At 52.7% G+C, this 21,338-nt stretch carries 19 protein-coding genes and 1 tRNA gene; 9 read left to right on the top strand and 11 right to left on the bottom strand.

All coding sequences use genetic code 11. The features are described 5' to 3' along the window. Positions 1 to 33: 33 nt before the first annotated feature. The 4 genes from secF to tgt all read right to left on the bottom strand — a co-directional run bounded on the left by secF (position 34) and on the right by tgt (position 4,426). Complete coding sequence (gene secF, locus ACIKP9_RS07325) at positions 34 to 972, bottom strand: protein translocase subunit SecF (RefSeq protein WP_400881067.1); 939 nt, start codon at positions 970 to 972, stop codon at positions 34 to 36. Positions 973 to 1,008: 36 nt separating this feature from the next. Further along, the gene (gene secD, locus ACIKP9_RS07320; RefSeq protein WP_400881065.1) at positions 1,009 to 2,838 is read right to left on the bottom strand and encodes a protein translocase subunit SecD; all 1,830 of its coding nucleotides are present in this window, start codon (positions 2,836 to 2,838) and stop codon (positions 1,009 to 1,011) included. A 65-nt stretch (positions 2,839 to 2,903) separates the two neighbouring features. Beyond that, positions 2,904 to 3,224 carry a preprotein translocase subunit YajC gene (gene yajC, locus ACIKP9_RS07315; RefSeq protein ID WP_230346401.1) on the bottom strand — a complete coding sequence of 107 codons (321 nt, stop codon included), beginning with the start codon at positions 3,222 to 3,224 and terminating at the stop codon, positions 2,904 to 2,906. Positions 3,225 to 3,313: 89 nt separating this feature from the next. Continuing rightward, complete coding sequence (tgt, locus tag ACIKP9_RS07310; protein ID WP_400881063.1) at positions 3,314 to 4,426, bottom strand: tRNA guanosine(34) transglycosylase Tgt; 1,113 nt, start codon at positions 4,424 to 4,426, stop codon at positions 3,314 to 3,316. A 175-nt stretch (positions 4,427 to 4,601) separates the two neighbouring features. Here tgt and pssA point away from each other — a divergent pair, with 175 nt between their 5' ends. Beyond that, entirely contained in the window at positions 4,602 to 5,414 is an 813-nt protein-coding gene (gene pssA / locus ACIKP9_RS07305; RefSeq protein WP_400881061.1) for a CDP-diacylglycerol--serine O-phosphatidyltransferase, read from the top strand. A 17-nt stretch (positions 5,415 to 5,431) separates the two neighbouring features. Here the strand turns inward: pssA and ACIKP9_RS07300 are convergent, their stop codons facing one another. Beyond that, positions 5,432 to 6,796 carry a C13 family peptidase gene (locus ACIKP9_RS07300; RefSeq protein WP_400881059.1) on the bottom strand — a complete coding sequence of 455 codons (1,365 nt, stop codon included), beginning with the start codon at positions 6,794 to 6,796 and terminating at the stop codon, positions 5,432 to 5,434. Positions 6,797 to 7,076: 280 nt separating this feature from the next. On the opposite strand from ACIKP9_RS07300, the gene ACIKP9_RS07295 reads away from it, so the two are divergent. Together ACIKP9_RS07295 and rnk are read left to right on the top strand one after the other, a co-directional pair. After that, positions 7,077 to 8,609 (top strand): 2-isopropylmalate synthase, encoded by a 1,533-nt coding sequence (locus tag ACIKP9_RS07295; RefSeq protein ID WP_400881057.1) that lies wholly within the window; start codon positions 7,077 to 7,079, stop codon positions 8,607 to 8,609. A 65-nt stretch (positions 8,610 to 8,674) separates the two neighbouring features. Next, positions 8,675 to 9,091, top strand: a complete 417-nt coding sequence (rnk, locus tag ACIKP9_RS07290; RefSeq protein ID WP_400881055.1) for a nucleoside diphosphate kinase regulator — start codon at positions 8,675 to 8,677, stop codon at positions 9,089 to 9,091. Positions 9,092 to 9,152: 61 nt separating this feature from the next. Here the strand turns inward: rnk and ACIKP9_RS07285 are convergent, their stop codons facing one another. Beyond that, positions 9,153 to 9,821 (bottom strand): energy-coupling factor ABC transporter permease, encoded by a 669-nt coding sequence (locus ACIKP9_RS07285; RefSeq protein WP_400881053.1) that lies wholly within the window; start codon positions 9,819 to 9,821, stop codon positions 9,153 to 9,155. Positions 9,822 to 9,917: 96 nt separating this feature from the next. Between ACIKP9_RS07285 and ACIKP9_RS07280 the strand changes: the two genes are divergently transcribed. Further along, entirely contained in the window at positions 9,918 to 10,580 is a 663-nt protein-coding gene (locus tag ACIKP9_RS07280; protein WP_400881051.1) for a histidinol-phosphatase, read from the top strand. 10 nt (positions 10,581 to 10,590) lie between these two features. Here the strand turns inward: ACIKP9_RS07280 and ACIKP9_RS07275 are convergent, their stop codons facing one another. Next, complete coding sequence (locus ACIKP9_RS07275) at positions 10,591 to 11,400, bottom strand: cytochrome C assembly family protein (protein ID WP_400881049.1); 810 nt, start codon at positions 11,398 to 11,400, stop codon at positions 10,591 to 10,593. 100 nt (positions 11,401 to 11,500) lie between these two features. Here ACIKP9_RS07275 and ffh point away from each other — a divergent pair, with 100 nt between their 5' ends. The 3 genes from ffh to ACIKP9_RS07260 all read left to right on the top strand — a co-directional run bounded on the left by ffh (position 11,501) and on the right by ACIKP9_RS07260 (position 14,635). Continuing rightward, a complete protein-coding gene (ffh, locus tag ACIKP9_RS07270) occupies positions 11,501 to 12,853 on the top strand; it encodes a signal recognition particle protein (protein WP_400881047.1) in 1,353 nt (450 codons plus the stop codon). Between the two features lie 149 nt (positions 12,854 to 13,002). Then, positions 13,003 to 13,078: transfer RNA gene (locus ACIKP9_RS07265), tRNA-Lys, on the top strand. 114 nt (positions 13,079 to 13,192) lie between these two features. After that, a complete protein-coding gene (locus ACIKP9_RS07260; RefSeq protein WP_400881045.1) occupies positions 13,193 to 14,635 on the top strand; it encodes a DHA2 family efflux MFS transporter permease subunit in 1,443 nt (480 codons plus the stop codon). Between the two features lie 46 nt (positions 14,636 to 14,681). Here the strand turns inward: ACIKP9_RS07260 and ACIKP9_RS07255 are convergent, their stop codons facing one another. The 3 genes from ACIKP9_RS07255 to ACIKP9_RS07245 all read right to left on the bottom strand — a co-directional run bounded on the left by ACIKP9_RS07255 (position 14,682) and on the right by ACIKP9_RS07245 (position 16,880). Beyond that, complete coding sequence (locus ACIKP9_RS07255; RefSeq protein ID WP_400881043.1) at positions 14,682 to 15,188, bottom strand: GNAT family N-acetyltransferase; 507 nt, start codon at positions 15,186 to 15,188, stop codon at positions 14,682 to 14,684. 46 nt (positions 15,189 to 15,234) lie between these two features. Further along, positions 15,235 to 16,317, bottom strand: a complete 1,083-nt coding sequence (gene aroG, locus ACIKP9_RS07250) for a 3-deoxy-7-phosphoheptulonate synthase AroG (protein ID WP_230348008.1) — start codon at positions 16,315 to 16,317, stop codon at positions 15,235 to 15,237. A gap of 143 nt (positions 16,318 to 16,460) precedes the next feature. After that, positions 16,461 to 16,880: a hypothetical protein gene (locus tag ACIKP9_RS07245; RefSeq protein WP_400881041.1), complete on the bottom strand. Its 420-nt coding sequence runs from the start codon at positions 16,878 to 16,880 to the stop codon at positions 16,461 to 16,463. A 386-nt stretch (positions 16,881 to 17,266) separates the two neighbouring features. Here ACIKP9_RS07245 and ACIKP9_RS07240 point away from each other — a divergent pair, with 386 nt between their 5' ends. Continuing rightward, positions 17,267 to 18,340, top strand: coding sequence for a DUF481 domain-containing protein (locus tag ACIKP9_RS07240; RefSeq protein ID WP_400881039.1), 1,074 nt, complete (start codon positions 17,267 to 17,269; stop codon positions 18,338 to 18,340). Here ACIKP9_RS07240 and ACIKP9_RS07235 read toward each other — a convergent pair. Next, complete coding sequence (locus ACIKP9_RS07235) at positions 18,315 to 18,545, bottom strand: hypothetical protein (protein WP_400881037.1); 231 nt, start codon at positions 18,543 to 18,545, stop codon at positions 18,315 to 18,317. The genes ACIKP9_RS07240 and ACIKP9_RS07235 overlap by 26 nt on opposite strands. 206 nt (positions 18,546 to 18,751) lie before the next feature. On the opposite strand from ACIKP9_RS07235, the gene ACIKP9_RS07230 reads away from it, so the two are divergent. Beyond that, entirely contained in the window at positions 18,752 to 21,328 is a 2,577-nt protein-coding gene (locus ACIKP9_RS07230) for a bifunctional diguanylate cyclase/phosphodiesterase (RefSeq protein ID WP_400881035.1), read from the top strand. The last annotated feature ends 10 nt before the right edge of the window (positions 21,329 to 21,338 follow it).

Below are 21,338 nucleotides of genomic sequence, written 5' to 3'. Positions count from 1 at the left end.
TACCGCTAGTGTCGGCGCGAAGCGCCGACTTTGTCAAGGTAAGGCTTCTTCTGCCTCGGGTTTCTTCTCGCTACCACCGATCAGGTTTTCACGTGATACGCCCAAGTACATGGCGATCGGGCTGGCCACCAGGACGGAGGAGTAGATGCCGAACAAGATACCGATGGTTAGCGCCAAGGCGAAGTTGTGCAATACCTCGCCACCGAAGAACAGCATGGACAATACCATCAGTTCGGTAGAGAAGTGGGTGATGATAGTACGTGACATAGTGCGGGTGATCGCGTTATTGATCACGTCTGGTACGCTGGCCTTGCGCATTTTGCGGAAGTTTTCGCGCACCCGGTCAAACACCACCACGGATTCGTTCACGGAGTAACCTAGCACGGCGAGCACCGCTGCCAATACCGTGAGATTGAATTCCCACTGGAAGAAAGCAAAGAAACCGAGAATGATGATGACGTCGTGCATGTTGGCGATGACGGCAGCGACGGCAAAGCGCCACTCAAAACGCATGGCGAGATAGGCCATGATGCCGACACAGACGAACAGCATCGCCAGTGCGCCCTTGTCATAAAGCTCCTGGCCAACCTGCGGTCCGACAAACTCGACGCGGTGCAGCTTCACCTCTGCATTGTCGGCAGACAGTGCAGTGAGTACTTTTTCGGAAAGCTGTGCGGTGGACAAACCAGGTTTGACCGGCAGGCGGATCAGTACATCTTGGCTAGTGCCGAAATTCTGCACGGTGGCATCCTTGAGGCCGATTTCATCGACAGCCTTACGGATGCTTTCGAGGTTGGCTGCCTGCGGATAGCTGACTTCCATCATCGTGCCGCCAGTGAAATCCACACCCAGATGCAAGCCTCTAGTGGCCAGGAAGAATACCGACAACAGGAAGGTCAGGAGCGAAATGGTCGTCGTGAGACGGCCATAGCTCATGAACGGTATATCTTTTTTGATTCTGAAAAATTCCATGATATTTACTCTAGTGTATGACCTGTTGATCGACGGTTAACCTATGGACAGCTTGCTGATCTTGCGACGATAGCCATAGATCAGGTTGATCACTGCACGGGAAACCAGCACTGCCGAGAACATGGAGGTCAGGATGCCCAATACGTGAACAACGGCAAAGCCCTTCACTGGACCGGTGCCGAACATGAACAGCGCCAAACCAGCGATCATGGTAGTGACGTTGGCATCAAGAATGGTGCCAAACGCACGGTCATAACCAGCATGGATAGAAGCTTGCGGCGTGTTGCCGTTACGCAGTTCCTCGCGGATGCGTTCATTGATCAGCACGTTGGCGTCAATCGCCATACCCAGGGTCAGTGCAACCGCTGCGATACCAGGCAATGTTAGGGTCGCTTGCAGCATGGAGAGCAGGGCAACCAGCAACAGCAGGTTGATACTCAGTGCGAGCACGGAAACGCTACCGAACAGCATGTAATAGACGATCATGAAGGCGGAGATGGCAACAAAGCCCCACAAGGTGGAATGCATGCCGCGTTCGATATTGGCTTCACCCATGCTTGGGCCGACGGTGCGCTCTTCAATGATTTCCATGGGGGCGGCCAATGCACCGGCACGCAGCAGCAGCGCGACATCGGTGGCTTCTTGCGTATTAGCCATACCAGAGATTTGTACGCGACCACCGCCGATTTCCTCGCGGATCACGGGAGCGGTAATCACTTCTGCCTGGCCTTTTTCGATCAGTAGGATAGCCATGCGCTTGCCGACGTTTTCACGGGTGGCTTGCTTGAAAATACGCGCGCCACGCCCATCCAGCGTGACATGCACGACTGCACCACCGCCTTGAGAGTCCATGCCGGGGCCAGCATCGGTAATGTAGTCACCGGTCAGAATGACATTCTTTTTGACCAGCATGGGAATGCCGTTACGGTCAGTGAAGAACTCGGTGCCAAATGGTACTTGGCCCTTGGACGCATTTTCCAGGCTGATGGCATTGCTCTTGTCTTCATCCACCATGCGGATTTCCAGCGTGGCGGTACGGCCCAGGATTTCCTTGGCCTTGGCAGTATCCTGCACACCAGGCAATTGCACGACAACGCGATCCAGGCCTTGTTGTTGGATCACAGGCTCGGCAACACCCAGTTCGTTGATGCGGTTGTGCAGGGTCTGGATATTCTGCTTGATGGCAAATTCCTGAATGCGTTTTTTCGCAGGTTCGCTCAATACTGCAGTCAGGACTTTATCTTCGCCTCGGTCAGAGGTGCGGAAGGTGAGGTCTGGATAATCTTTTTCCAGGGCGCGTTGCGCCTTGTTGAGCTCGGCCAAATCCTTGAAACGGATATTGACGGCTTGTCCATCACGGGAAACACCGAGGTAGCTAAGGCGGGCATTACGCAGTGCACTGCGGAAGTCACCGACATAGCGCTCTGCTGCCTGATCCAGTGCCGCCTTCATGTCAACCTGGAGCAGGAAGTGCACGCCACCGCGCAAATCCAGACCCAGGTACATTGGGCGAGCCCCTATGCTACGCAGCCACTCAGGGGAGCGTGAAAGCAGGTTGAGTGCAATGACGTAGTCCTTGCCCAAGCTTGCTTGCAATGCATCCTTGGCGTGTAGCTGGACGTCGGTGCTAGGGAAGCGCACCTTGACGCCAGTGGCATCAAGGAACAGGGCTTCAAACGGAATATTTGCCTGCTTGAGGATATTTTCCGTACTTTCCAGCAGGGCCGAATCTACCTTGGTATTGGCTTTGGCGGCGGTAATTTGCACAGCCGGAGATTCGCCAAACAAGTTGGGGGCAGCGTAAAGCAGGCCCACCAAGACGACAGCCAGTACCATCAGGTACTTCCATAAAGGGTAGCGGTTCATGAAGCAGCTCGCATTTCAGTGTTTCAGTGATGTTAAAGATCGTGACTCAAGTGAGGGTAAGCAGCTTACAGTGCCTTGATCGTGCCCTTGGGCAGCAGAGTTTGCACAGTGTGCTTTTGCACGGTAATGACAGTTTCTGGTGCAATTTCCAGGCTGACATAGCCTTCGCCTACCTTGGTAATACGGCCAACGATACCGGAGCTGGTGGTCACTTCGTCACCCTTTTGCAGGGCTTCGATCAGTTTGCGTTGCTCCTTGGCTTGCTTCATTTGCGGGCGGATCAGCATGAACCAGAACAGCACGAAAATGACGATCAAGGGTAGGAAGCTAGTCCAGTCTGGAGTGGCCTGAGCTGCATCAGCAGCGTACGCAGAGGCAATTAACACGGGTAAACCTTTCTTCTATCTAAGGGTGAAATACTTGAAGCGCAAAATATTAGCCGAAAATTGTAACATAATGTGACACTTGCGCTGGATTATGCAGCTTGCTGCAGTGTTTGCCTATCTTGCCGGAACTGGGTGACAAATGCAGCGAATCGTCCCTGCTCAATCGCCTCACGCATGCCTGCCATCAGTTCCTGGTAATAATGCAGGTTGTGGATGGTGTTGAGGCGGGCACCAAGGATCTCACCGGTGCGATGCAGGTGGTGCAGGTAGGCGCGGCTGAAATTGCTGCAGGTGTAGCAGCTACAGTCTGCATCCAGCGGGCGGGTATCCTTGCGGTGGCGCGCATTTTTCAGCTTGATGTCGCCGTAGCGCGTAAACAGCCAGCCATTGCGGGCATTACGCGTTGGCATGACACAGTCGAACATATCCACGCCATGCGATACCGCCGCGACCAAGTCTTCCGGCGTACCTACTCCCATGAGGTAGCGTGGCTTGTCTTGCGGCATCTTGGGGGCGGTGTGGTCGAGAATGCGCAGCATATCTTCTTTCGGCTCCCCCACAGAAAGCCCACCAATCGCGTAGCCATCAAAGCCAATGTCGGTGAGTCCGGCCAGCGATTCATCGCGAAGGTCTTCGTACATGCCGCCCTGGATAATGCCGAATAATGCATTGGGGTTGCCCTGGTGCGCGGCCTTGCTGCGAGCGGCCCAGCGCAAGCTGAGGCGCATGGAGTCGCGCGCCTCAATATGCGTGGCAGGGTAGGGGGTACATTCGTCGAAGATCATGACGATGTCGGAGTTCAGCACTTTTTGGATGCGCATCGACTCTTCCGGTGTCAGGAAGCAGCTATCTCCATTAATTGGCGAGCGAAAACGCACACCCTCTTCTGTGATCTTGCGCAGATCGCCCAGGCTCCAGACCTGAAAGCCGCCGGAGTCGGTGAGGATGGGGCCATCCCATCCCATGAATTGATGCAGACCGCCGAATTCGCCAATCACTTCCAGCCCTGGGCGTAACCAGAGGTGAAAAGTGTTGCCGAGCAGGATATGAGCGCCGGTTTCCCTGACTTCTACAGGGGACAGCGATTTGACAGAGCCATAAGTGCCTACTGGCATAAAGGCTGGTGTTTGTACATCACCGTGGGCGAGGTTGACGGTGCCACGGCGTGCGGCACCGTCTTGCTTGATAAGGGTAAATTCCATGATGCTTAACCAAAATACAAGTCGCGATACTATCATGGACTGAGGGATGGCATGGGATGAAAGCGTGATCGTGGGTGTAGGTAGGCATGGAGTGCAAGCTGCGCGCTTTGTTATACTGTGCGGACTTTGCAGGCAGATATCCTGCCTGCTCTATCATATTGAGGACACTCTAGGAATGGCTGATCTTCCCAACCGCTCGCGCCGCCGTGGTTCGTTCATGGAATCAGGCTTGCGAGAGCGCAGTATTTACCTGTTACCCAATCTGTTTACCAGCGCGGCCTTGTTTGCGGGGTTTTACGCCATCGTACAGGCAATGAATGGCAATTTTGAGCATTCTGCCGTGGCAATCTTTATTGCCATGGTGCTCGATGGTCTGGATGGTCGCGTGGCACGCATGACCAATACGCAGAGTGCTTTTGGGGCGGAATACGATAGCTTGTCTGACATGGTCTCGTTTGGCGTGGCTCCCGCCCTGGTCATGTATGTCTGGGCGCTCAAGCCGCTAGGCAAGCTGGGTTGGATAGCAGCCTTCATTTATTGTGCTGGGGCGGCTTTGCGCCTGGCTCGCTTCAATACCAAGCTGGATGAAAGCGACAAGCGTTACTTCCAAGGCTTGCCCAGCCCTGCAGCTGCGGCTTTGTTGGCAGGCCTGGTATGGGTGTCGTATGAAAATCAAGTGAGCGGCACCGAGGTATTTTTCGATGCAGTGAAGATGCAGTGGGTAGCATGGGGCATCACGCTGTTTGCCGGACTTTCCATGGTGAGTGACCTGCGCTATTACAGTGGCAAGGATATCAATCTGCGTCGCAGCGTTCCTTTTGTTGTCATTTTGCTTGTCGTGCTGGCTTTTGTGCTGATTTCATATAGCCCACCTGAGGTGCTGTTTGCCGTCTTCCTTGTGTATGGAGTTTCCGGCTATGTCATGTGGCTATGGGGCAAGCGTACATCCAAGACCACATCCGTCGACCATACGCCGCCCTCCACGTAGTCAATCAGGTTTGCTAGTTAATGCCCGTGTTGCAAGGCTTGCAGCACGGGTTTTATTTTGTCTCCGATATAGATTTGCGGATTGGAATAGCCATCTGTTTTACCAGCTTGTTGCTCCCGTTCGCGGATGATGGGCAATGCATGCTGGAAAGCTTCTTCAAAAGAGCCGGTGTCGCGTAAGGCTTCGTTGAACACGGCGCGACCAAAGAATGTCAGCTCAGAGCCGCTGCCGCAGCCAAAGGATGTGTGCGTTGCATCGGCTGCCGTCATGATCAAGGTATTGTCATTCTGCAATGGTGCGATCCAGCTACCGGAATAACAGGCAGAAACGACGATGATGCGGTGCTTGATGCCCGCTTTGTCCAGCCAGAGGTTCAGAGCCTGCGGGGTCAGTGCATCCATTTCCAGCGGCCATAACGATGCGCTGAGTTCGCCATTCTGTGCGCCATGCGAGGTGAGGTAAACCAGCAGTACATCCTCTTCGGGGTTCATGAGGTCGGCTACCCTGTTGATGGCGCGCTCCAGGTTTTCCAGGCTGGCCCAGGGTAGGCTTTCTAAGGTGGCAGGGTGATTGACGAGTTCCTGCATATGCCCACTTGCATCGAAGCGCTCTTCGAGCACGGCATTGACCATACTGCTCTCACGCAAGAACACTTCATCATCGCCATAAGGGGCATAGCTGATGCTGAATAGATCAACCACGCCAGGACGTTGTGGCTTGATGGAGGCACGTTGCTTGCTGGCGAGTTGTAGCTGTGTTTCCAGTTTCTCTTGCGTTAGTTGCAGGGTGTTTTCTGCCACGGTACTTTCTTCTTCATAGGGCTGCCAATACATCGGTGGCTGGGAAAGATGGACGATGACAGGTGCACCAAAGGCAAATACACCCGCCAGCAGGATCAGCTTCAGTGGCGCTTGCGTGCTGCGAGTGAGCAGCAACCAGAACGCTAGGGCTGCCCAGCCGGTCATGGCGATGTACAGCGCCCAGTGCCAGCTGCTGCCTTCCAGGCTGAGTGGCTGGATCACCCCCATGTAAAGAGCCGTGCTGATCACATCTAGCACCAACGCCTGGGTGGTGCCGATGGCAAATAATGCGGCAGCCTGTGTCTTGAGGTCATGTTTACGTGCATGGTCGCTGAGATACCAGCACAGCCAGAGCATCAGTAGTGTGATCATCCAGCCCCAGAGCAATGCCTTGGGGAAGAATTCTGCCGGGCCGGGTACGACCAGCCTCCCCATGAGAATACTGGCGGCAGTGGTGATGAGTAGCAGCCACAATAGTTGCACTGGCGTAATGCGTAGGTCACGAACATGGATGCGTTGGAAAAATGCGCTGTGAAATCCAAGCTGGAAAAAGGTACGCAAGGGAGTGGTCGGTTGAGACATGCTAGCCTGTGACTGATTGGGGGAGATGTTTGCCATCCTGCCTCAAATTTGCCTGCGCGCCAAGGCGTTGGCTTGCCTTGCGGGGAGAAAAGAATTATATTCAAGCACCTATGCAAACCCTCAGGCAAAATCCAGATTTTCCTGTTGCTCGGGCCTTCCTGGCCCTGGCAAGTCTAATGCTGCGCGGCCCGCGCTAGTATTTCCTCCTACCCAGTTTAGCCATACCTATTGAGACGCTTAACTCTCATTTAACTCCCCAAACCTTGATGGAATTCAGGCCATGACACAGAACCAGCTCATCATTTTTGATACCACCTTGCGCGACGGCGAGCAAAGCCCAGGCGCGGCCATGACCAAGGAAGAGAAGCTGCGCATTGCCCGTCAACTGGAGAAGCTGGGCGTCAATGTCATCGAAGCCGGGTTTGCAGCGGCGAGCCCTGGGGACTTCGACGCCATTCGCGCGATTGCCGAGGCGATTACCGAATCTACCGTCTGTTCGCTCGCACGTGCCAACGAGAACGACATCCGCCGTGCGGGTGAGGCCATCCAGCCTGCCAAGAAGCGCCGCATCCATACCTTCATCGCGACCAGCCCCATTCACATGCAGAACAAGCTGCGTATGACGCCAGAGCAAGTGTTGGAGCGTGCCGTGCAAGCGGTGAAGTGGGCGCTGGAATATACCGACGACGTTGAGTTCTCAGCCGAGGATGCCGTGCGTTCCGACATGGATTTCCTGGTGCAGGTGTTCGATGCTGTTATCGCGGCTGGCGCCAAGACCATCAACGTGCCGGATACCGTAGGTTATTCCGTACCACAGCAATGGGGTGAGCGCATGGCGCAACTCATTGCCCGAGTGAAGGATGCTGACAAAGTAGTATGGTCTACCCATTGCCATAACGACCTCGGCATGGCCGTGGCCAACTCGCTTTCTGCGGTATTGGCTGGTGCGCGGCAGGTGGAGTGCACTATTAATGGCTTGGGCGAGCGCGCGGGTAATGCCAGCCTGGAAGAGGTGGTGATGGCGGTGAAGACACGTCGTGACGTGTTCCAGCTTGATACCACGATCGATACTACGCAGATTGTCACTGCATCCAAGCTGGTATCCACCATCACTGGTTATCCTGTGCAACCCAATAAAGCGATTGTGGGCGCAAATGCTTTTGCTCATGAGTCCGGTATCCATCAGGATGGCGTACTTAAGCATCGCGAGACCTACGAGATCATGCGTGCTGAAGATGTAGGCTGGGGCGCTAACAAGCTGACGCTGGGTAAACTCTCCGGGCGTAATGCTTTCCGCACCCGCCTGACCGAGCTGGGTATTACCCTGGAAAGTGAGGATGCGCTTAACGCAGCATTTGCGCGCTTTAAGGAGTTGGCAGACAAAAAATCCGAGATATTCGACGAGGATATTCAGGCACTTGTCGGCGACAACGTGGTCAATGAGGAAAGCTTCAAGCTGAGTTATCTGCATGTCGCATCGCAGACTGGGGAAACCCCGCATGCTGAAGTGACGGTGGCAGAAAATGGTATTGAGCGTCGAGCCGATGCAGTAGGTGGTGGCCCCGTGGATGCTGCCTTCAAGGCGATTGAGAAAATCGTCAATAGCGGTGCCGAGCTGTTGCTTTATTCCGTCAACAATATTACTAGCGGTACTGATGCACAGGGCGAGGTGACGGTGCGCTTGTCCAAAGGAGGGCGCATTGTCAACGGCCAGGGTGCGGATACCGATATCGTGATCGCCTCGGCAAAAGCCTATCTCAATGGCCTTAATAAGCTGCATGCCAATGCTGAGCGGGCGCACCCGCAGGTATAGCACGCAGAACAATGCGGTATTAACTCAATAATTGATGTCATCAAGGTAAAAGTAAAGGAATCCTCATGTTGCAAGGTGCAATCCAGGTCACAAGTTTTGATATGGACCGGCTGTTTTCCATGATTGAGCAATTGCGCAAGAACGGTTTTCCAGAGGTGGGTAACCTGGCCCGCCTTGAAGATGAACTAGCGCGTAGTGAGGAGGTGGCCTCCGAGCAGGTTGGTGCAGATGTAGTGACCATGAATTCACGCGTGTTGCTACGCGATGAGGTAAATGGGCATGAAATGCATTGCACGCTGGTGTTTCCTGTCGATGCCGATGCTTCGGCAAACCGTATTTCAGTCGTCGCTCCGCTAGGGACGGCTATTCTGGGTTACCGTGTTGGAGATGTGATTGATTGGCCAATGCCAGGTGGTGTACGTCAATACAAGATTCTGGAGATTGATTACCAGCCAGAAGCCGCAGGCGACTTTCATTTGTAAGTGGAATAAGACGTGAAAAAAGCCCACTCGCGTGGGCTTTTTTATTGCCGGTGTATCAGTATTAGTACTTGGTCTTGAGGTAGCGCTTGTCGCTGAACGTGGCAAGCCAGTGAGGTCGAAATGCAGTCATCAAGGTGACGGCCATGCCGGTGAGAAACGCTTCGGACCAGGCGATCAGGATGAAGTAAGGCAGATAATTGCTGAATAAGTAGTTTGCTGGATAAACCTGCATGGCACTTAAGGCCAAGACTGCGACCAAGCCAGACAGGCTAATGGTGAGGCCTGCGCAAGTAAAACCGCAGGCAAAGATGTAAATGACCAAGTGGTTGGGGAGCTTGCTGTCGATCAACCTAAACAAGTTGTAGCTAAAGGCTACCGGGATAGCTGCCATGATCAGAAAATTGATACCCAAGGATTGCCAGCCTGCCATGCCGAAAGCGGTGACGCTAGCGAGAATCAGGGCAAGCGCGATAAGTGCCAGTTGCCAGCGGAACATCAGACATAAGGCTGTGACGCCAAGGAGATGAATGTTGAGGCCTGGGCGTATGCCTGCCTTGACGCTCCAGATCAGCATCAGCACCACGATGGAGCCCAGGAAAACGTGTTGTAACGTGGAGGTGCTTAAATGCTTCCAGGGCGCCTTGATGAAGGCGTAAGCAAGCAACGCCAGCGCTAGCGCGTTGGCAATCCATTGCCATGCTGTCGGAACCAGATAATCAGGTAGGTTCATGACCTGCTGAGGCTGGTGGTGTTGGCTGGTTTGAGGTCGCGTACTTAAGTGTCATAAGCTAAACTCTAGCAATTTTGCCGTAGATGGAGAAACATTTTGCAACTCGCATTGTTTGATCTCGATAACACGCTGTTGGCTGGTGACAGCGATTTTCAGTGGGGCCAGTTCCTCATCAGCAAAGGATTGCTCAACGAACAAGAGCATCTTGCCAAGAATCTGGCTTTTTACGAGGACTACAAAGCCGGGCGGCTGGATATTTATGCTTTCCTGGATTTCCAGCTTAAGCCTTTGAGTGAGCATTCGCGCAGTGAGTTGGATGCCTTGCACCGTGAATACATGCAAGAAAAAATCCAGGCCATGATGACTGATAAAGCGCGTGCGCTGGTGGAGAAACATCGCCAGAACGGTGACTTGTTAATGATCATTACCGCGACTAATAGCTTTGTGACAGGCCCGATTGCCAAGGCATTTGGCATTGACAACCTGATTGGTACCACGCCTGAAGAGGTGAATGGAGAGTTTACTGGAAAAGTGGTTGGCACGCCCAGCTTCCAGGCTGGCAAGATCACTAGGCTCAATGAGTGGTTGGCTGCACGCGGACAATCATTGAGTGATTTTGACACTACCTGGTTCTATAGTGACTCCCACAATGACTTGCCGCTCATGGAGTTGGTGGACAAACCTGTGGCGGTAGACCCTGATGCCACATTGAAAGCGCACGCAGAACAGGCTGGCTGGCCTATTATCAGCCTGCGCTGATTAGGTAGGATTAGCGGTGCAGCAGTATCTCAAGTACAAACTTGCTGCCCGCATATGCCAGCAACAATAATACAAACCCGCTTAGTGTCCAGCGCACGGCTGTCTTGCCGCGCCAGCCGTAGCGATAGCGCCCAAACAGTAGCCCGCCGAAGATCAGCCATGAGAGCATGGTGAACACATTTTTGTGGTTGAGCTGGAACGGTTGGTCAAACAACAGTTCAGAGAACATCATGCCGCTGATCAAGGTTAACGTCAGCAGGATAAATCCCAGCGTAATGATGCGGAACAGCAGGTTCTCCATGGTCATGAGCGGCGGGAAATCAGGCAGTTTGAGCCAGCTTGATTTCTGGTGCAGCTTGCGCTCGGCAGCCGTCATCAGCAAGGCATGCAGTGCTGCAAAAGTTAGCAAGCTATAAGCCAGCATGGCAATGATCAAGTGGGCTACAAACAAGGGCTGGTCAGCATAAGGAATCACATGTGACTCAGGCTGCCATGCCTGCAACAGCACGAAGAACGCCGCCGGAGGTAGTACAAAAGCTTGCAGGCTATGTAAGTGATGCTTGAGGTTGGTGACCCAGTAAATCAGCACTGTGAGCCAGAGAATGGTTGAGAGAGCATTGGTCAGGCTAAGGTTAAGGCCCTGTGAAAACAGGGTGCAATATAGCGAGAGCGCATGCAACACCAACCCAACGGCAATCAGGCCGGAGGGCCAAAGTGGATTGGAGGGGGCCGATGTGCCATTGTTTTTGCTCTGGCGCCAGTAATTGCTAGCCACCAAGAGGTAAATCAATGCGGTAATAAAAGGCAGAAACGCAATCATACGGGATGAGTTGGGTTAGAATTCATATATTCACAACACTATAACATGCAGCCGCACTCCACATACGCTAATCCATGTGCGGTAGCTATCGGTAGCCATCATGCTTGAAAACCTCAGTAGCAGATTACAACAAGTCGTCAAAACCCTGCGTGGTCATGCGCGACTTTCCGAAGACAACATTACCGACGCTATGCGCGAAGTTCGCATGGCCTTGCTTGAGGCCGATGTTGCCTTGCCCGTGGTCAAGGATTTCGTCAATCAAGTCAAGGAGCGCGCCGTAGGCCGCGAAGTGCTGCAAAGCCTCTCGCCAGGCCAGGCTGTCATCCAGGTCGTGCATGAAGAGCTTACCCGTCTGATGGGTGAGCAGAATGTAGGCCTCAATCTGGCGACTAATCCTCCTGCCATCGTGCTCATGGCAGGTTTGCAGGGTTCCGGTAAAACCACCACTTCTGCCAAGCTGGCACGGTTGCTGAAAAGCGAGAAAAAGAAAGTACTGCTGGCCAGTGCCGACGTTTACCGACCAGCCGCGATCGAGCAGTTGAAAACCCTGGCCAAGAGCCTGGAAGTCGACTGTTTTGATTCTAATGCCACGCAAAAGCCCGCCGACATCGCTGCGCAAGCGCTAGATTTCGCCAAACGCCATTTTTATGATGTGCTGATCTTCGATACCGCGGGCCGCCTGGGTATTGATGAAGCTATGATGGCCGAGATCAAGCAGCTGCATGAGTTGCTTAACCCAATTGAAACCCTGTTCGTGGTTGATGCCATGCAGGGTCAGGATGCAGTCAATACTGCACGTGCTTTTGGCGAAACCCTGCCGTTGACGGGTGTTGTGCTCACCAAGCTTGACGGTGATGCACGCGGTGGTGCGGCATTGTCCGTACGTCATGTGACAGGCAAGCCGATCAAGTACATCGGTGTCAGCGAAAAAGTGGATGGCATTGAATTGTTCCACCCCGAGCGCATGGCCTCGCGAGTGCTGGGCATGGGTGATGTGCTTTCCTTGATTGAGCAGGCGCAGAAGAGTGTCGACCTGGAAGAAGCCAAGAAACTGGCAGACAAGGTCAAGTCGGGCAAGAATTTCGATCTTGAGGATTTCAAGGCGCAAATGCTGCAAATGCGCAAAATGGGGGGCATGGGCTCCTTGATGGACAAAATGCCTGCGCAGATTTCAGGCATGATGGGCCAAGTCAATAGTGAGGCCGGCGATAAAGCCCTACGTCGCATCGAAGGCATCATCAATGCCATGACGCCACTGGAGCGCCGCAAGCCCGAGATCATCAAGGCGACACGCAAGCGTCGTATCGCTGCTGGCTCTGGGGTGCAGGTGCAGGAAGTCAACCGCTTGCTCAACCAGTTCGAAGAAGTGCAGAAGATGATGAAAATGTTCTCCAAGGGGGGCATGAGCAAAATCATGCGCAGCATGCAGGGCCGTTTTCCAGGCATGAGGTAACCATCAGGAAATGCTTTTGCGTCCATAAGCTTGCATGCACCGATCCCTTTCCTTAGGCCTAAAACTAAGAGAATTTACAATCCAGCATTGACGCCAGCAGCACTTTTCTTCATAATTGCGCGCTTTCCGAGATGAGACTCTCATCTCACGGGCCGTTAGCTCAGTTGGTAGAGCAGCGGACTTTTAATCCGTTTGTCGCAGGTTCGAGTCCCGCACGGCCCACCAGTTTTATAAAAGGTTACGCAAATGCGTAACCTTTTTTCATTTCAAGGCTTAGGTTTACAGTGCCTTTCATGTTGTCTTCAGGGCGGATTGCCTTTTATTTTGTGAGGTTGCGTTATGCAGGCAGGTCATCATCCATCTATTCATAACCGCTGGCTGGCGCTGGTGATCTTATGTTTTGGTGTGTTGATGATTGTGCTTGATACCACGATTGTGAATGTGGCATTGCCATCGATCCGCGCTGATTTGGGCTTTAGCGAAACTTCACTGGTTTGGGTGGTGAACGCCTATATGCTTACTTTCGGCGGTTTTTTGCTACTGGGTGGACGCTTGGGGGATTTTTTCGGGCAGCGGCGTTTGTTCTTGATCGGCATTGCCTCGTTTACGGTGGCATCTCTGGTTTGTGGTATGGCAGTGACGCAACAGCAGCTTGTCTGGGCACGCGCTGTGCAAGGTCTGGGCGGGGCGGTGGTATCTGCGGTGGCATTATCGTTGATCATGAATTTGTTTACCGAGCAACGCGAGCGGGCCAAGGCGATGGGAGTGTATGGGTTCGTCTGCGCTGGTGGGGGTAGCCTGGGCGTGTTGCTGGGGGGCGTACTGACTAGTACTTGGAGTTGGCACTGGATTTTTCTGGTTAACCTGCCTATCGGTATCGTGGTCTATATGCTGTGCTGGAAGTTATTGCCTGCGCATATGGCTGAATCACGCCCTCAAAAGTTGGATATTGGTGGAGCAATCAGCATTACGGCATCAATGATGTTGGTTGTGTATGCGATAGTGAATGGCAATGAGGCTGGATGGCTGTCTGCACAGACCTTGAGTTTGTTTGCCCTGGCGGCATTGTTGTTTGCGTGGTTTATCGGGTTACAGTTGCACGTGGCTGCGCCATTGATGCCGTTGAGTTTGTTCCGGCAGCGTAATGTGACGGTGGCCAATGTGGTGGCTGTACTATGGGCAGCCGCCTTGTTTGCCTGGTTTTTCATGTCTGCGTTGTATATGCAATTTGTGCTGGGTTATGACGCGTTACAGGTTGGGTTGGCTTTTTTGCCAGCCAATGTGGTGATGGCTTTGTTTTCACTCGGGTTGTCGGCATGGCTGGTCATGCGGATTGGTATCCGTGCATCGTTAACCCTGGGTTTGCTATTGGCTGCGGGGGGCTTGGGGTGGTTTGCTTGTGCGCCACTAGATGGCCAATTCTGGCGCGATATTTTTCCTGCCATGGTGTTATTGGGGCTTGGCGGGGGTATCGCTTTTAACCCTTTGCTATTGGCGGCAATGAATGATGTGGCTCCTGAGGATTCTGGCCTGGCGTCGGGGATGGTGAATACAGCTTTCATGATGGGCGGTGCAGTGGGCTTGGCTGTGTTGGCAAGTTTGGCTGCGCTGATGAGCCAGCAATCGTTGGCGCAGGGCAATGCCTTGCCTGTCGCTTTGCTGGCAGGCTACCAACTGGCCTTCTTGCTTGGCGCGGTTGCTGCGGCGATTGGTGCTGGTTTGGCCTTGATCTTGATGCGTGAATCCAGGCTAGAGCAGGCAGCATCTACCCCTATGCATTAAGCGCTACGGTGCTGGTTACTCTTTCGCTCGGTGATACCGGGCTTTTTTATGCGGTGATACTTTGCTGAATACGAGGCGAGGCTAATGGCCGCATCATGTAGCATGCGTCTACATCATAGCTAAGCAGCTTGGCGGCAGGCACGAGATGGTTGGCTGGTTGAAATTGCTGTTTTTGCCAGAAATGTAAGGATTGATTGACGGCGATCAGCGAGAGGTTGCCCAAGCCTGCACCAAGCGCATGCGCATAAAGATGCGCGAGAATTTCACTTGTGGCATTTGTGCCGCGTCCGGTAGGGATCAGTGCAATATCATGCAGGTAGTAGCTGCTAGCCAAGTTGGGGAGTGCTTGCAGCATGCTGTTGAGCGATGGGGGTGCGCCCAACTCCCAGGGGTGACTAATCAGGTAACCGCAGAGCTGGCTACCATGTTGTCGTACCCAGCATCCTTGGGGATATAGTTGCTGGCGCTCAATAAAGATGGCTTCATCCTCAGGATAATCCGGGTGCACCTGGGCTGCTATTTGTATGACGGCTGGCAAGTCTTCTGCTTGCATCAGCCGCCATGAAGCCGTCGGCTGCATGCGATACCTAGCGCGCGACTTACTCGGTTTCTGCCTGGCGCTTGCGGCGTTGGCGCACGCTTTCAGCAAGAGTATCGAGCAGGGTGATGGAGTCGTCCCAACCCAGGCATGCATCGGTGATCGATTTGCCATACTCGAGCTGGCAGCCGGGGATTAAGTCCTGTCGGCCTTCGTTGATGTGCGATTCAATCATCATGCCAACAATGCGGTCATCGCCGCTGGATATCTGGCTGGCGACATCGGCTACCACATCGATCTGGCGCTTGAATTGCTTGAGGCTGTTGGCATGCGAGCAGTCGATCATGACTTTAGCGGCTAAGCCGGAATGGGCGAGCTCGCGCGCGGCATCTTCCACACTGGCAGCATCGTAGTTCGGGGTTTTGCCACCGCGCAGGATCACGTGGCAATCTTCATTACCGCTGGTCGAGATGATGGCAGAGCGACCTTCCTTGGTCACGGACAGGAAGTGGTGCGGGCTCGCTGCGGCTTTGATGGCATCCACGGCAATGCGGATGTTGCCATCTGTGCCATTCTTGAAGCCTACCGGGCAAGAGAGGCCTGAAGCCAGTTCGCGGTGTATCTGCGACTCTGTCGTGCGAGCACCGATCGCCCCCCAGCTGACTAGGTCGGCAGTGTATTGTGGGGTAATGACGTCGAGAAATTCGGTGCCGGCAGGCATGCCGAGGTCATTGACGTCCAGCAGGAATTTACGCGCCAGTTCCAGGCCTTCGTTGATGCGGTAGCTGCCATCGAGGAAAGGGTCATTGATCAAGCCTTTCCAGCCGACAGTGGTGCGCGGCTTCTCGAAGTAGACGCGCATGACAAGCAACAACTCATGCTCGAAGCGCGCGCGCAGGGCGACTAAGCGGCGGGCATATTCCAGGCCTGCGTCATAGTCGTGGATAGAGCAGGGGCCGATGATGACAAGCAGGCGGTCATCGGCGCTATGCAGGATTTTATGAATGGCGCTGCGGGTTGCCACGATATTGTCTGTGGCAGCTTGGCTGGCTGGCAGCTCTTCAAGTAGCTCGGACGGTAATCTCAGCTCCTTGATTTCCTTGATGCGAACATCGTCAGTCGCAATTTTCTGGTATGGGCTCATTCTTTTTCTCACCGCCGCCCGGAGGGTAACCAAGCATGGCACGGTATTGGTGTTGTAAAAAAGTCGATTATTATAACTTTATGCGGGGCTTCATGCCTGAGTTTGTGTCTTAACCGCCATGATGCCGCCTGCAGATGTCAGGCTTATGGCGCGATGGACGTTGTTTTGCACACAAAGGTGTGAAAGCCGGGCTTGGGGCCATCGATCTTGTCGAAATAGCCGTCTGACGACGTTTGTACGCTGCCTTGTGGGCAGGTGAACATCGAGGGCGCTGATTCCGCAAGCGGCACGTAGCTTGCAATGCGACCATTAGCATCGCGGCTGGCAATCAGCTTGTAGAAAATGCGGCGATTGCCTTCTTCGGCAATTTCAGAGGTGGTCCAGCACATATCGCCGTAAAAATAGGCATCGATCTTGTCTGCTTTGTAATCGGCAAACACCACGCCGCCAATCACCTCGCTACCCTGCTCGGGCTTGAAGTTGCCATAATCCTTGCATACCGCCATGGCGCTGGTGCCGTATAGCGTTAGCGATGCAAGCAGGATGATGGTGAGCTTGTTCATGCGTATTCTTCCTCAGGATGAAATATTGTTTTCCGGCTATTCTCGCATAATCAACGTGAGGGTCGTAGGGAGTCGTGGTTGAGCAATGTGGAACTCTAGCCCCTGGGTTTGATCTCATTGGGCATGCCAGAATAAAATAATAGTGATTAACAATATCAAGCGTTGTCACTCAAGCAATATTTCATCTGCCCACCTGCTTATGTCAGCAATGGGTGAGTCTATCGGGGAGGCTTGCCAAGGTGCCCCTGTGAATCGTGATCGTCAAGATTGATGTGCCACACCGCGGACACGCTCCTTGTGCCTGCAAGTGAAATGCAGATCATCATGTATGGATAACGGGCCTGATTCCTCAATATCTCAGAGGATAGCGTCAGAAAGGATTAATTTTGTATCGTGTTGTGTTGAATCGGTTGAGTGTTGCCTACCTTGTGGTGGCAAGTGTGGGTGCGTTGCCATTATCAGCTGTAGCTGATGAAATTCGTCTTAAGAATGGTGATGTGATCACTGGTAAAGTGGTCCGCAAGTTCAATGAGAAGGTTGTGTTCAAGACCTCTTATGCCGGTGATATCCAGGTCACTTGGTCTGAGATTGAGACAATCAAGACAGACGAGCCGCTTGCTGTGACGTTGACGGATCGCAGTAACTTGAAGACGACGCTGGAAAGCTATGATTCTGGCAAGGCGACCATCAAGCTGGCACAACTGGATGACGATGATGAGGACGGCAAAAAGCAATATGAAGAAAAAGAGATTCCCCTGGCCGACTTACTTTATATCAATCCCACGCCTGAATTATCTGGTGTCGGCGTGAATTGGAGTGGCCGTATCAATCTGGGCGGCTCGGTGACGCAGGGTAACACCGATACCACCACGCTCCGTCTTGATGGAGAATCCATTGCACGTACGCTTAATCATCGTTTGACAGTGGCTGCCGTAGTCAATCGCGCAACCAACAATGGTGAGAATACCCAGTTTAATAACCGATCTTCCATCAAGCTGGACCGCTTCATCAGCAATAAGTGGTATGTCTATGCCAATAACACGCTGGAAAATGATCGCTTCCGTGATATCAAGCTACGGACAATGACAGGTATTGGTAGCGGTTACCAGATATACGAGCGACCAGACCGCAATCTCTTTGTCGAAGGTGGTCTGAACTACGTGACGGTCAACTATTACGACGCGGAAAATGAAAGTTACCCAGGTGCACGTTGGGCCTTAAAGTATGACCACCGCATTTTTGGTGGTAGCACCCAGTTTTTCCATGAGCACGAAGTGTTGCTGGGCCTCGACAGTGCAAGCAATGCGTTGGCATTTACCAAGACAGGCTTGCGTTTCCCCATCATCAATAATTTCAACGCATCTATCCAATACAACCTCGATTGGGCAGGCCAGCCTGCAGAAGGGCGTAAGAGTACGGATAGCGCTTTGATCTTCAATCTTGGTTATGTCTGGCAGTAGCAGATGTCATAAGCGTAGCGCGCCTTGCACGCCAATTTGCCACCTGTTGCCAGCGCATGATGTATCGTAGCAGGATGGTGATCACTATAAAGGTCAGTAGGTGTGCTAGGCCGGCATAAATGCTGACCAGCAAAATATGTGTCAATGCACTGGTCATGACCAGTGGTAATAATGCCATTAAGGCAATCAGAAGGATGAGAGGCATGATTGGGTTCTCCTTGCTGGGGTGCAGTATCATGAAGTTTCAAGCATGAAATGCGCCAAGCAGGGATGCCAAATACTCAATCTTTTCAAGAGAGTGCCGTTAATTGATCAAGGGACAAAGTTCCTTTCCTCCTTGTTGATGAAATGATGCAACAAGCCAAGTTACAATAAGCGCTATATTTTCTGGGCCAAAGACTCTAAAAAAACATGTTTTCTGACCAGGGCAGCCAATTTAACATTGCGCCAGGTGGGTGGAGATTTTTCTCTCCCCTGATGGTGGCGGCCCTGATCGGTGTTTGTCTGCTAGGCGTTGCATTCTATATCCACCATGTGGATCATCAAGCCAAGATCAAGGATGAGCGCCATTATGTGTCAACGCTGGCAGCGGGAGTGCGCGCACGCATTGAGGGAGAGTTGAATAGCTCTATTCATCTCGGCTTGGGCATATCTACTTATGTGGCGGCTAACCCCAATTTCAATGCGGATAGTTTTAATCGTGTTGTAGCCAGCCTAGTGCATTATGGGCGTCACCTCAAAACCATCACCATGGCACCAGGCAATGTGGTGCGTTACGTTTATCCATTGGCTGGTAATGAGAAGTTGCTTGGATTACGTTATCAGGCAACCTCTCATGGTAATGAAGTGTCTTTGGAGGAATCCAGGCATCCGGAGTTAATCGGCCCAATTGATCTGGTACAAGGTGGGCGCGGCATGGTGCATCGCTTGCCGTTATTCGTGTTTGACCAGGCTGGTAATGAGTCCTACTGGGGTACTGCGACGATAGCGCTGGATATCAACAGCCTGTTGCAAGCAGCAGGCCTTGAGGTGCATGGCCCCGTTCTCAGCTATGCCTTGCGTCGTCTTGATGCACGCGGCCATGCAGAGATGATTAGTGGCGACAGTGCTTTGTTTAGCCGTAACCCGGTTTTGCTGGACATTAGTCTGGATGGGCAATCCTTTTGGCAACTGGCCAGTATGCCCACTAATGGGTGGGGTTACCTTGCCAAGCCAGATGACTGGATTGTCTGGGTTGGAGGATTGTTGGCCTTGGCCCTGGCAACGCTGGCCTATGTCTGGCTGCGTACTATCCAGCAATTGCGCCAGCGCGATGCCCGAACCCGTCTTGCAACGAGTGTGTTTACCTCATCTAGCGAGGGGATGCTGATTGCCAGTCCCAGCGATGAGGTCATTGGTATCAATCCCGCAGTGACAGCACTGACAGGATATTCGGCAGATGAATTGTTGGGGATGCCAGTGAGTTTTCTTGCCGCTGAGCAGGATATGTCGGAAAGTCGGCAGCAAGCCTATTTCTCAGTCACTGAGACAGGAATTTGGCAAGGTGAAACCGTAATGCGGCATAAGCTAGGGCACACCTTCCCGGTAGCGCTGACCATTACGACTGTTGTTGGTATGGATGGCCATGCTGATTGCTATATCAATACCTTTAGCGACATCAGCGAGCGCAAAGCCAATGAAGCGAGAATTCATGACCTTGCTCACACCGATACCCTGACTGGATTGCCAAACCGGATGAGCCTGTATAACTGGCTGGATGAGCGGTTGGCAAAAGCCCAAGTGATTGGGGTGATGATTCTGGATTTGGATAATTTCAAGATCATTAATGATACCTTGGGACACCATGTGGGAGATCAATTGCTGGTGGAGGTGGCGCGGCGTCTGGTCCGCTGTGTGGCGCAAGAGGGAATGGTTGCACGGCTGGGGGGCGATGAGTTTGTACTCGTACTTGATGGGGAGTTGGTATCGCAACGGGTAGGGAAAATGGCGGAGCAAGTATTGCAACGCCTGGCGCAACCATATCTGATTGAAGGCTATGAGCTGCATTCTTCATCCAGCATTGGCATTGGTATTTATCCACACGATGGTAGTGATGCGCATAGCCTGCTCAAGAATGTTGATACGGCGATGTATGAAGCAAAGTCGTCAGGAAAAAATAACTTCAAATTCTTTACCGAGAAAATGCGGGAAGAAATCAATGAGCGCCTGCATATGGAAAATCATCTCCGACAGGCATTATTGCGCGAAGAGTTTGAGCTGCATTACCAGCCCCAGATAGAGATTGCCAGCGGACGCATGATAGGCATGGAGGCATTGGTGCGTTGGAATCATCCTGAATGGGGGATGGTATACCCGGATAAGTTTATCCGGGTTGCGGAAGATACCAATCTCATTATCCCACTGGGAGAATGGGTGCTCAAGGAGGCATGCCGGCAGATTAGCCAGTGGAGTCAACAGGGCTTGGATCAGGTGTGTATTTCTGTCAATATCTCTGCGCGTCAATTAAAATCAAGACACTTGTTCAGCCTGATTGATGAGTTGATTGCTACATACAATATCAAGCCAGGCATGCTGGAGCTGGAAATTACTGAAAGTGCGGCGATGGATGATCCCGAGCAAACCATCCCTCGCATGAAAAAATTAAGGAATAAAGGCGTTGCGTTAGCGATTGATGACTTTGGGACAGGCTATTCTTCCTTAAGCTATCTCAAATTGTTGCCGTTGACACGCCTGAAAATAGATCGCTCCTTCGTCAAGGATATAGAAACCGACCCCAATGATGCGGCTATTTGTGCTGCGACCATTGCATTGGCCCGGATACTGGGCTTGGGCTTGGTGGCCGAGGGAGTGGAGACGGAAGCACAATTAGAATATCTACGCGCTCAAGGATGCGATAGCGCCCAAGGATATTATTTCAGTCGGCCCCTGCCAGAAAAAGACATTATGGCGTTTTTCGCCTGTCATCAGCAGGAGATATTAGCGTCATGACACGATGATG

The sequence above is a fragment of the Methylobacillus methanolivorans genome (assembly GCF_044751345.1).
Lineage (GTDB): Bacteria > Pseudomonadota > Gammaproteobacteria > Burkholderiales > Methylophilaceae > Methylobacillus > Methylobacillus methanolivorans.
The sequence above is the reverse complement of the archived record's forward strand: the minus strand, read 5'-3'. Positions and strand labels throughout refer to the sequence as shown.

Coding starts and splice junctions, on each gene's coding strand:
- ACIKP9_RS07285 (WP_400881053.1), bottom strand. CDS start 9,821: ATGAACCTACCTGATTATCTGGTTCCGACAGCATGGCAATGGATTGCC.
- secD (WP_400881065.1), bottom strand. CDS start 2,838: ATGAACCGCTACCCTTTATGGAAGTACCTGATGGTACTGGCTGTCGTC.
- ACIKP9_RS07295 (WP_400881057.1), top strand. CDS start 7,077: ATGACACAGAACCAGCTCATCATTTTTGATACCACCTTGCGCGACGGC.
- secF (WP_400881067.1), bottom strand. CDS start 972: ATGGAATTTTTCAGAATCAAAAAAGATATACCGTTCATGAGCTATGGC.
- tgt (WP_400881063.1), bottom strand. CDS start 4,426: ATGGAATTTACCCTTATCAAGCAAGACGGTGCCGCACGCCGTGGCACC.
- ACIKP9_RS07300 (WP_400881059.1), bottom strand. CDS start 6,796: ATGTCTCAACCGACCACTCCCTTGCGTACCTTTTTCCAGCTTGGATTT.
- ACIKP9_RS07245 (WP_400881041.1), bottom strand. CDS start 16,880: ATGAACAAGCTCACCATCATCCTGCTTGCATCGCTAACGCTATACGGC.
- aroG (WP_230348008.1), bottom strand. CDS start 16,317: ATGAGCCCATACCAGAAAATTGCGACTGACGATGTTCGCATCAAGGAA.
- pssA (WP_400881061.1), top strand. CDS start 4,602: ATGGCTGATCTTCCCAACCGCTCGCGCCGCCGTGGTTCGTTCATGGAA.
- ACIKP9_RS07275 (WP_400881049.1), bottom strand. CDS start 11,400: ATGATTGCGTTTCTGCCTTTTATTACCGCATTGATTTACCTCTTGGTG.
- ACIKP9_RS07255 (WP_400881043.1), bottom strand. CDS start 15,188: ATGCAAGCAGAAGACTTGCCAGCCGTCATACAAATAGCAGCCCAGGTG.
- ACIKP9_RS07235 (WP_400881037.1), bottom strand. CDS start 18,545: ATGCCTCTCATCCTTCTGATTGCCTTAATGGCATTATTACCACTGGTC.
- ACIKP9_RS07260 (WP_400881045.1), top strand. CDS start 13,193: ATGCAGGCAGGTCATCATCCATCTATTCATAACCGCTGGCTGGCGCTG.
- ffh (WP_400881047.1), top strand. CDS start 11,501: ATGCTTGAAAACCTCAGTAGCAGATTACAACAAGTCGTCAAAACCCTG.
- ACIKP9_RS07230 (WP_400881035.1), top strand. CDS start 18,752: ATGTTTTCTGACCAGGGCAGCCAATTTAACATTGCGCCAGGTGGGTGG.
- rnk (WP_400881055.1), top strand. CDS start 8,675: ATGTTGCAAGGTGCAATCCAGGTCACAAGTTTTGATATGGACCGGCTG.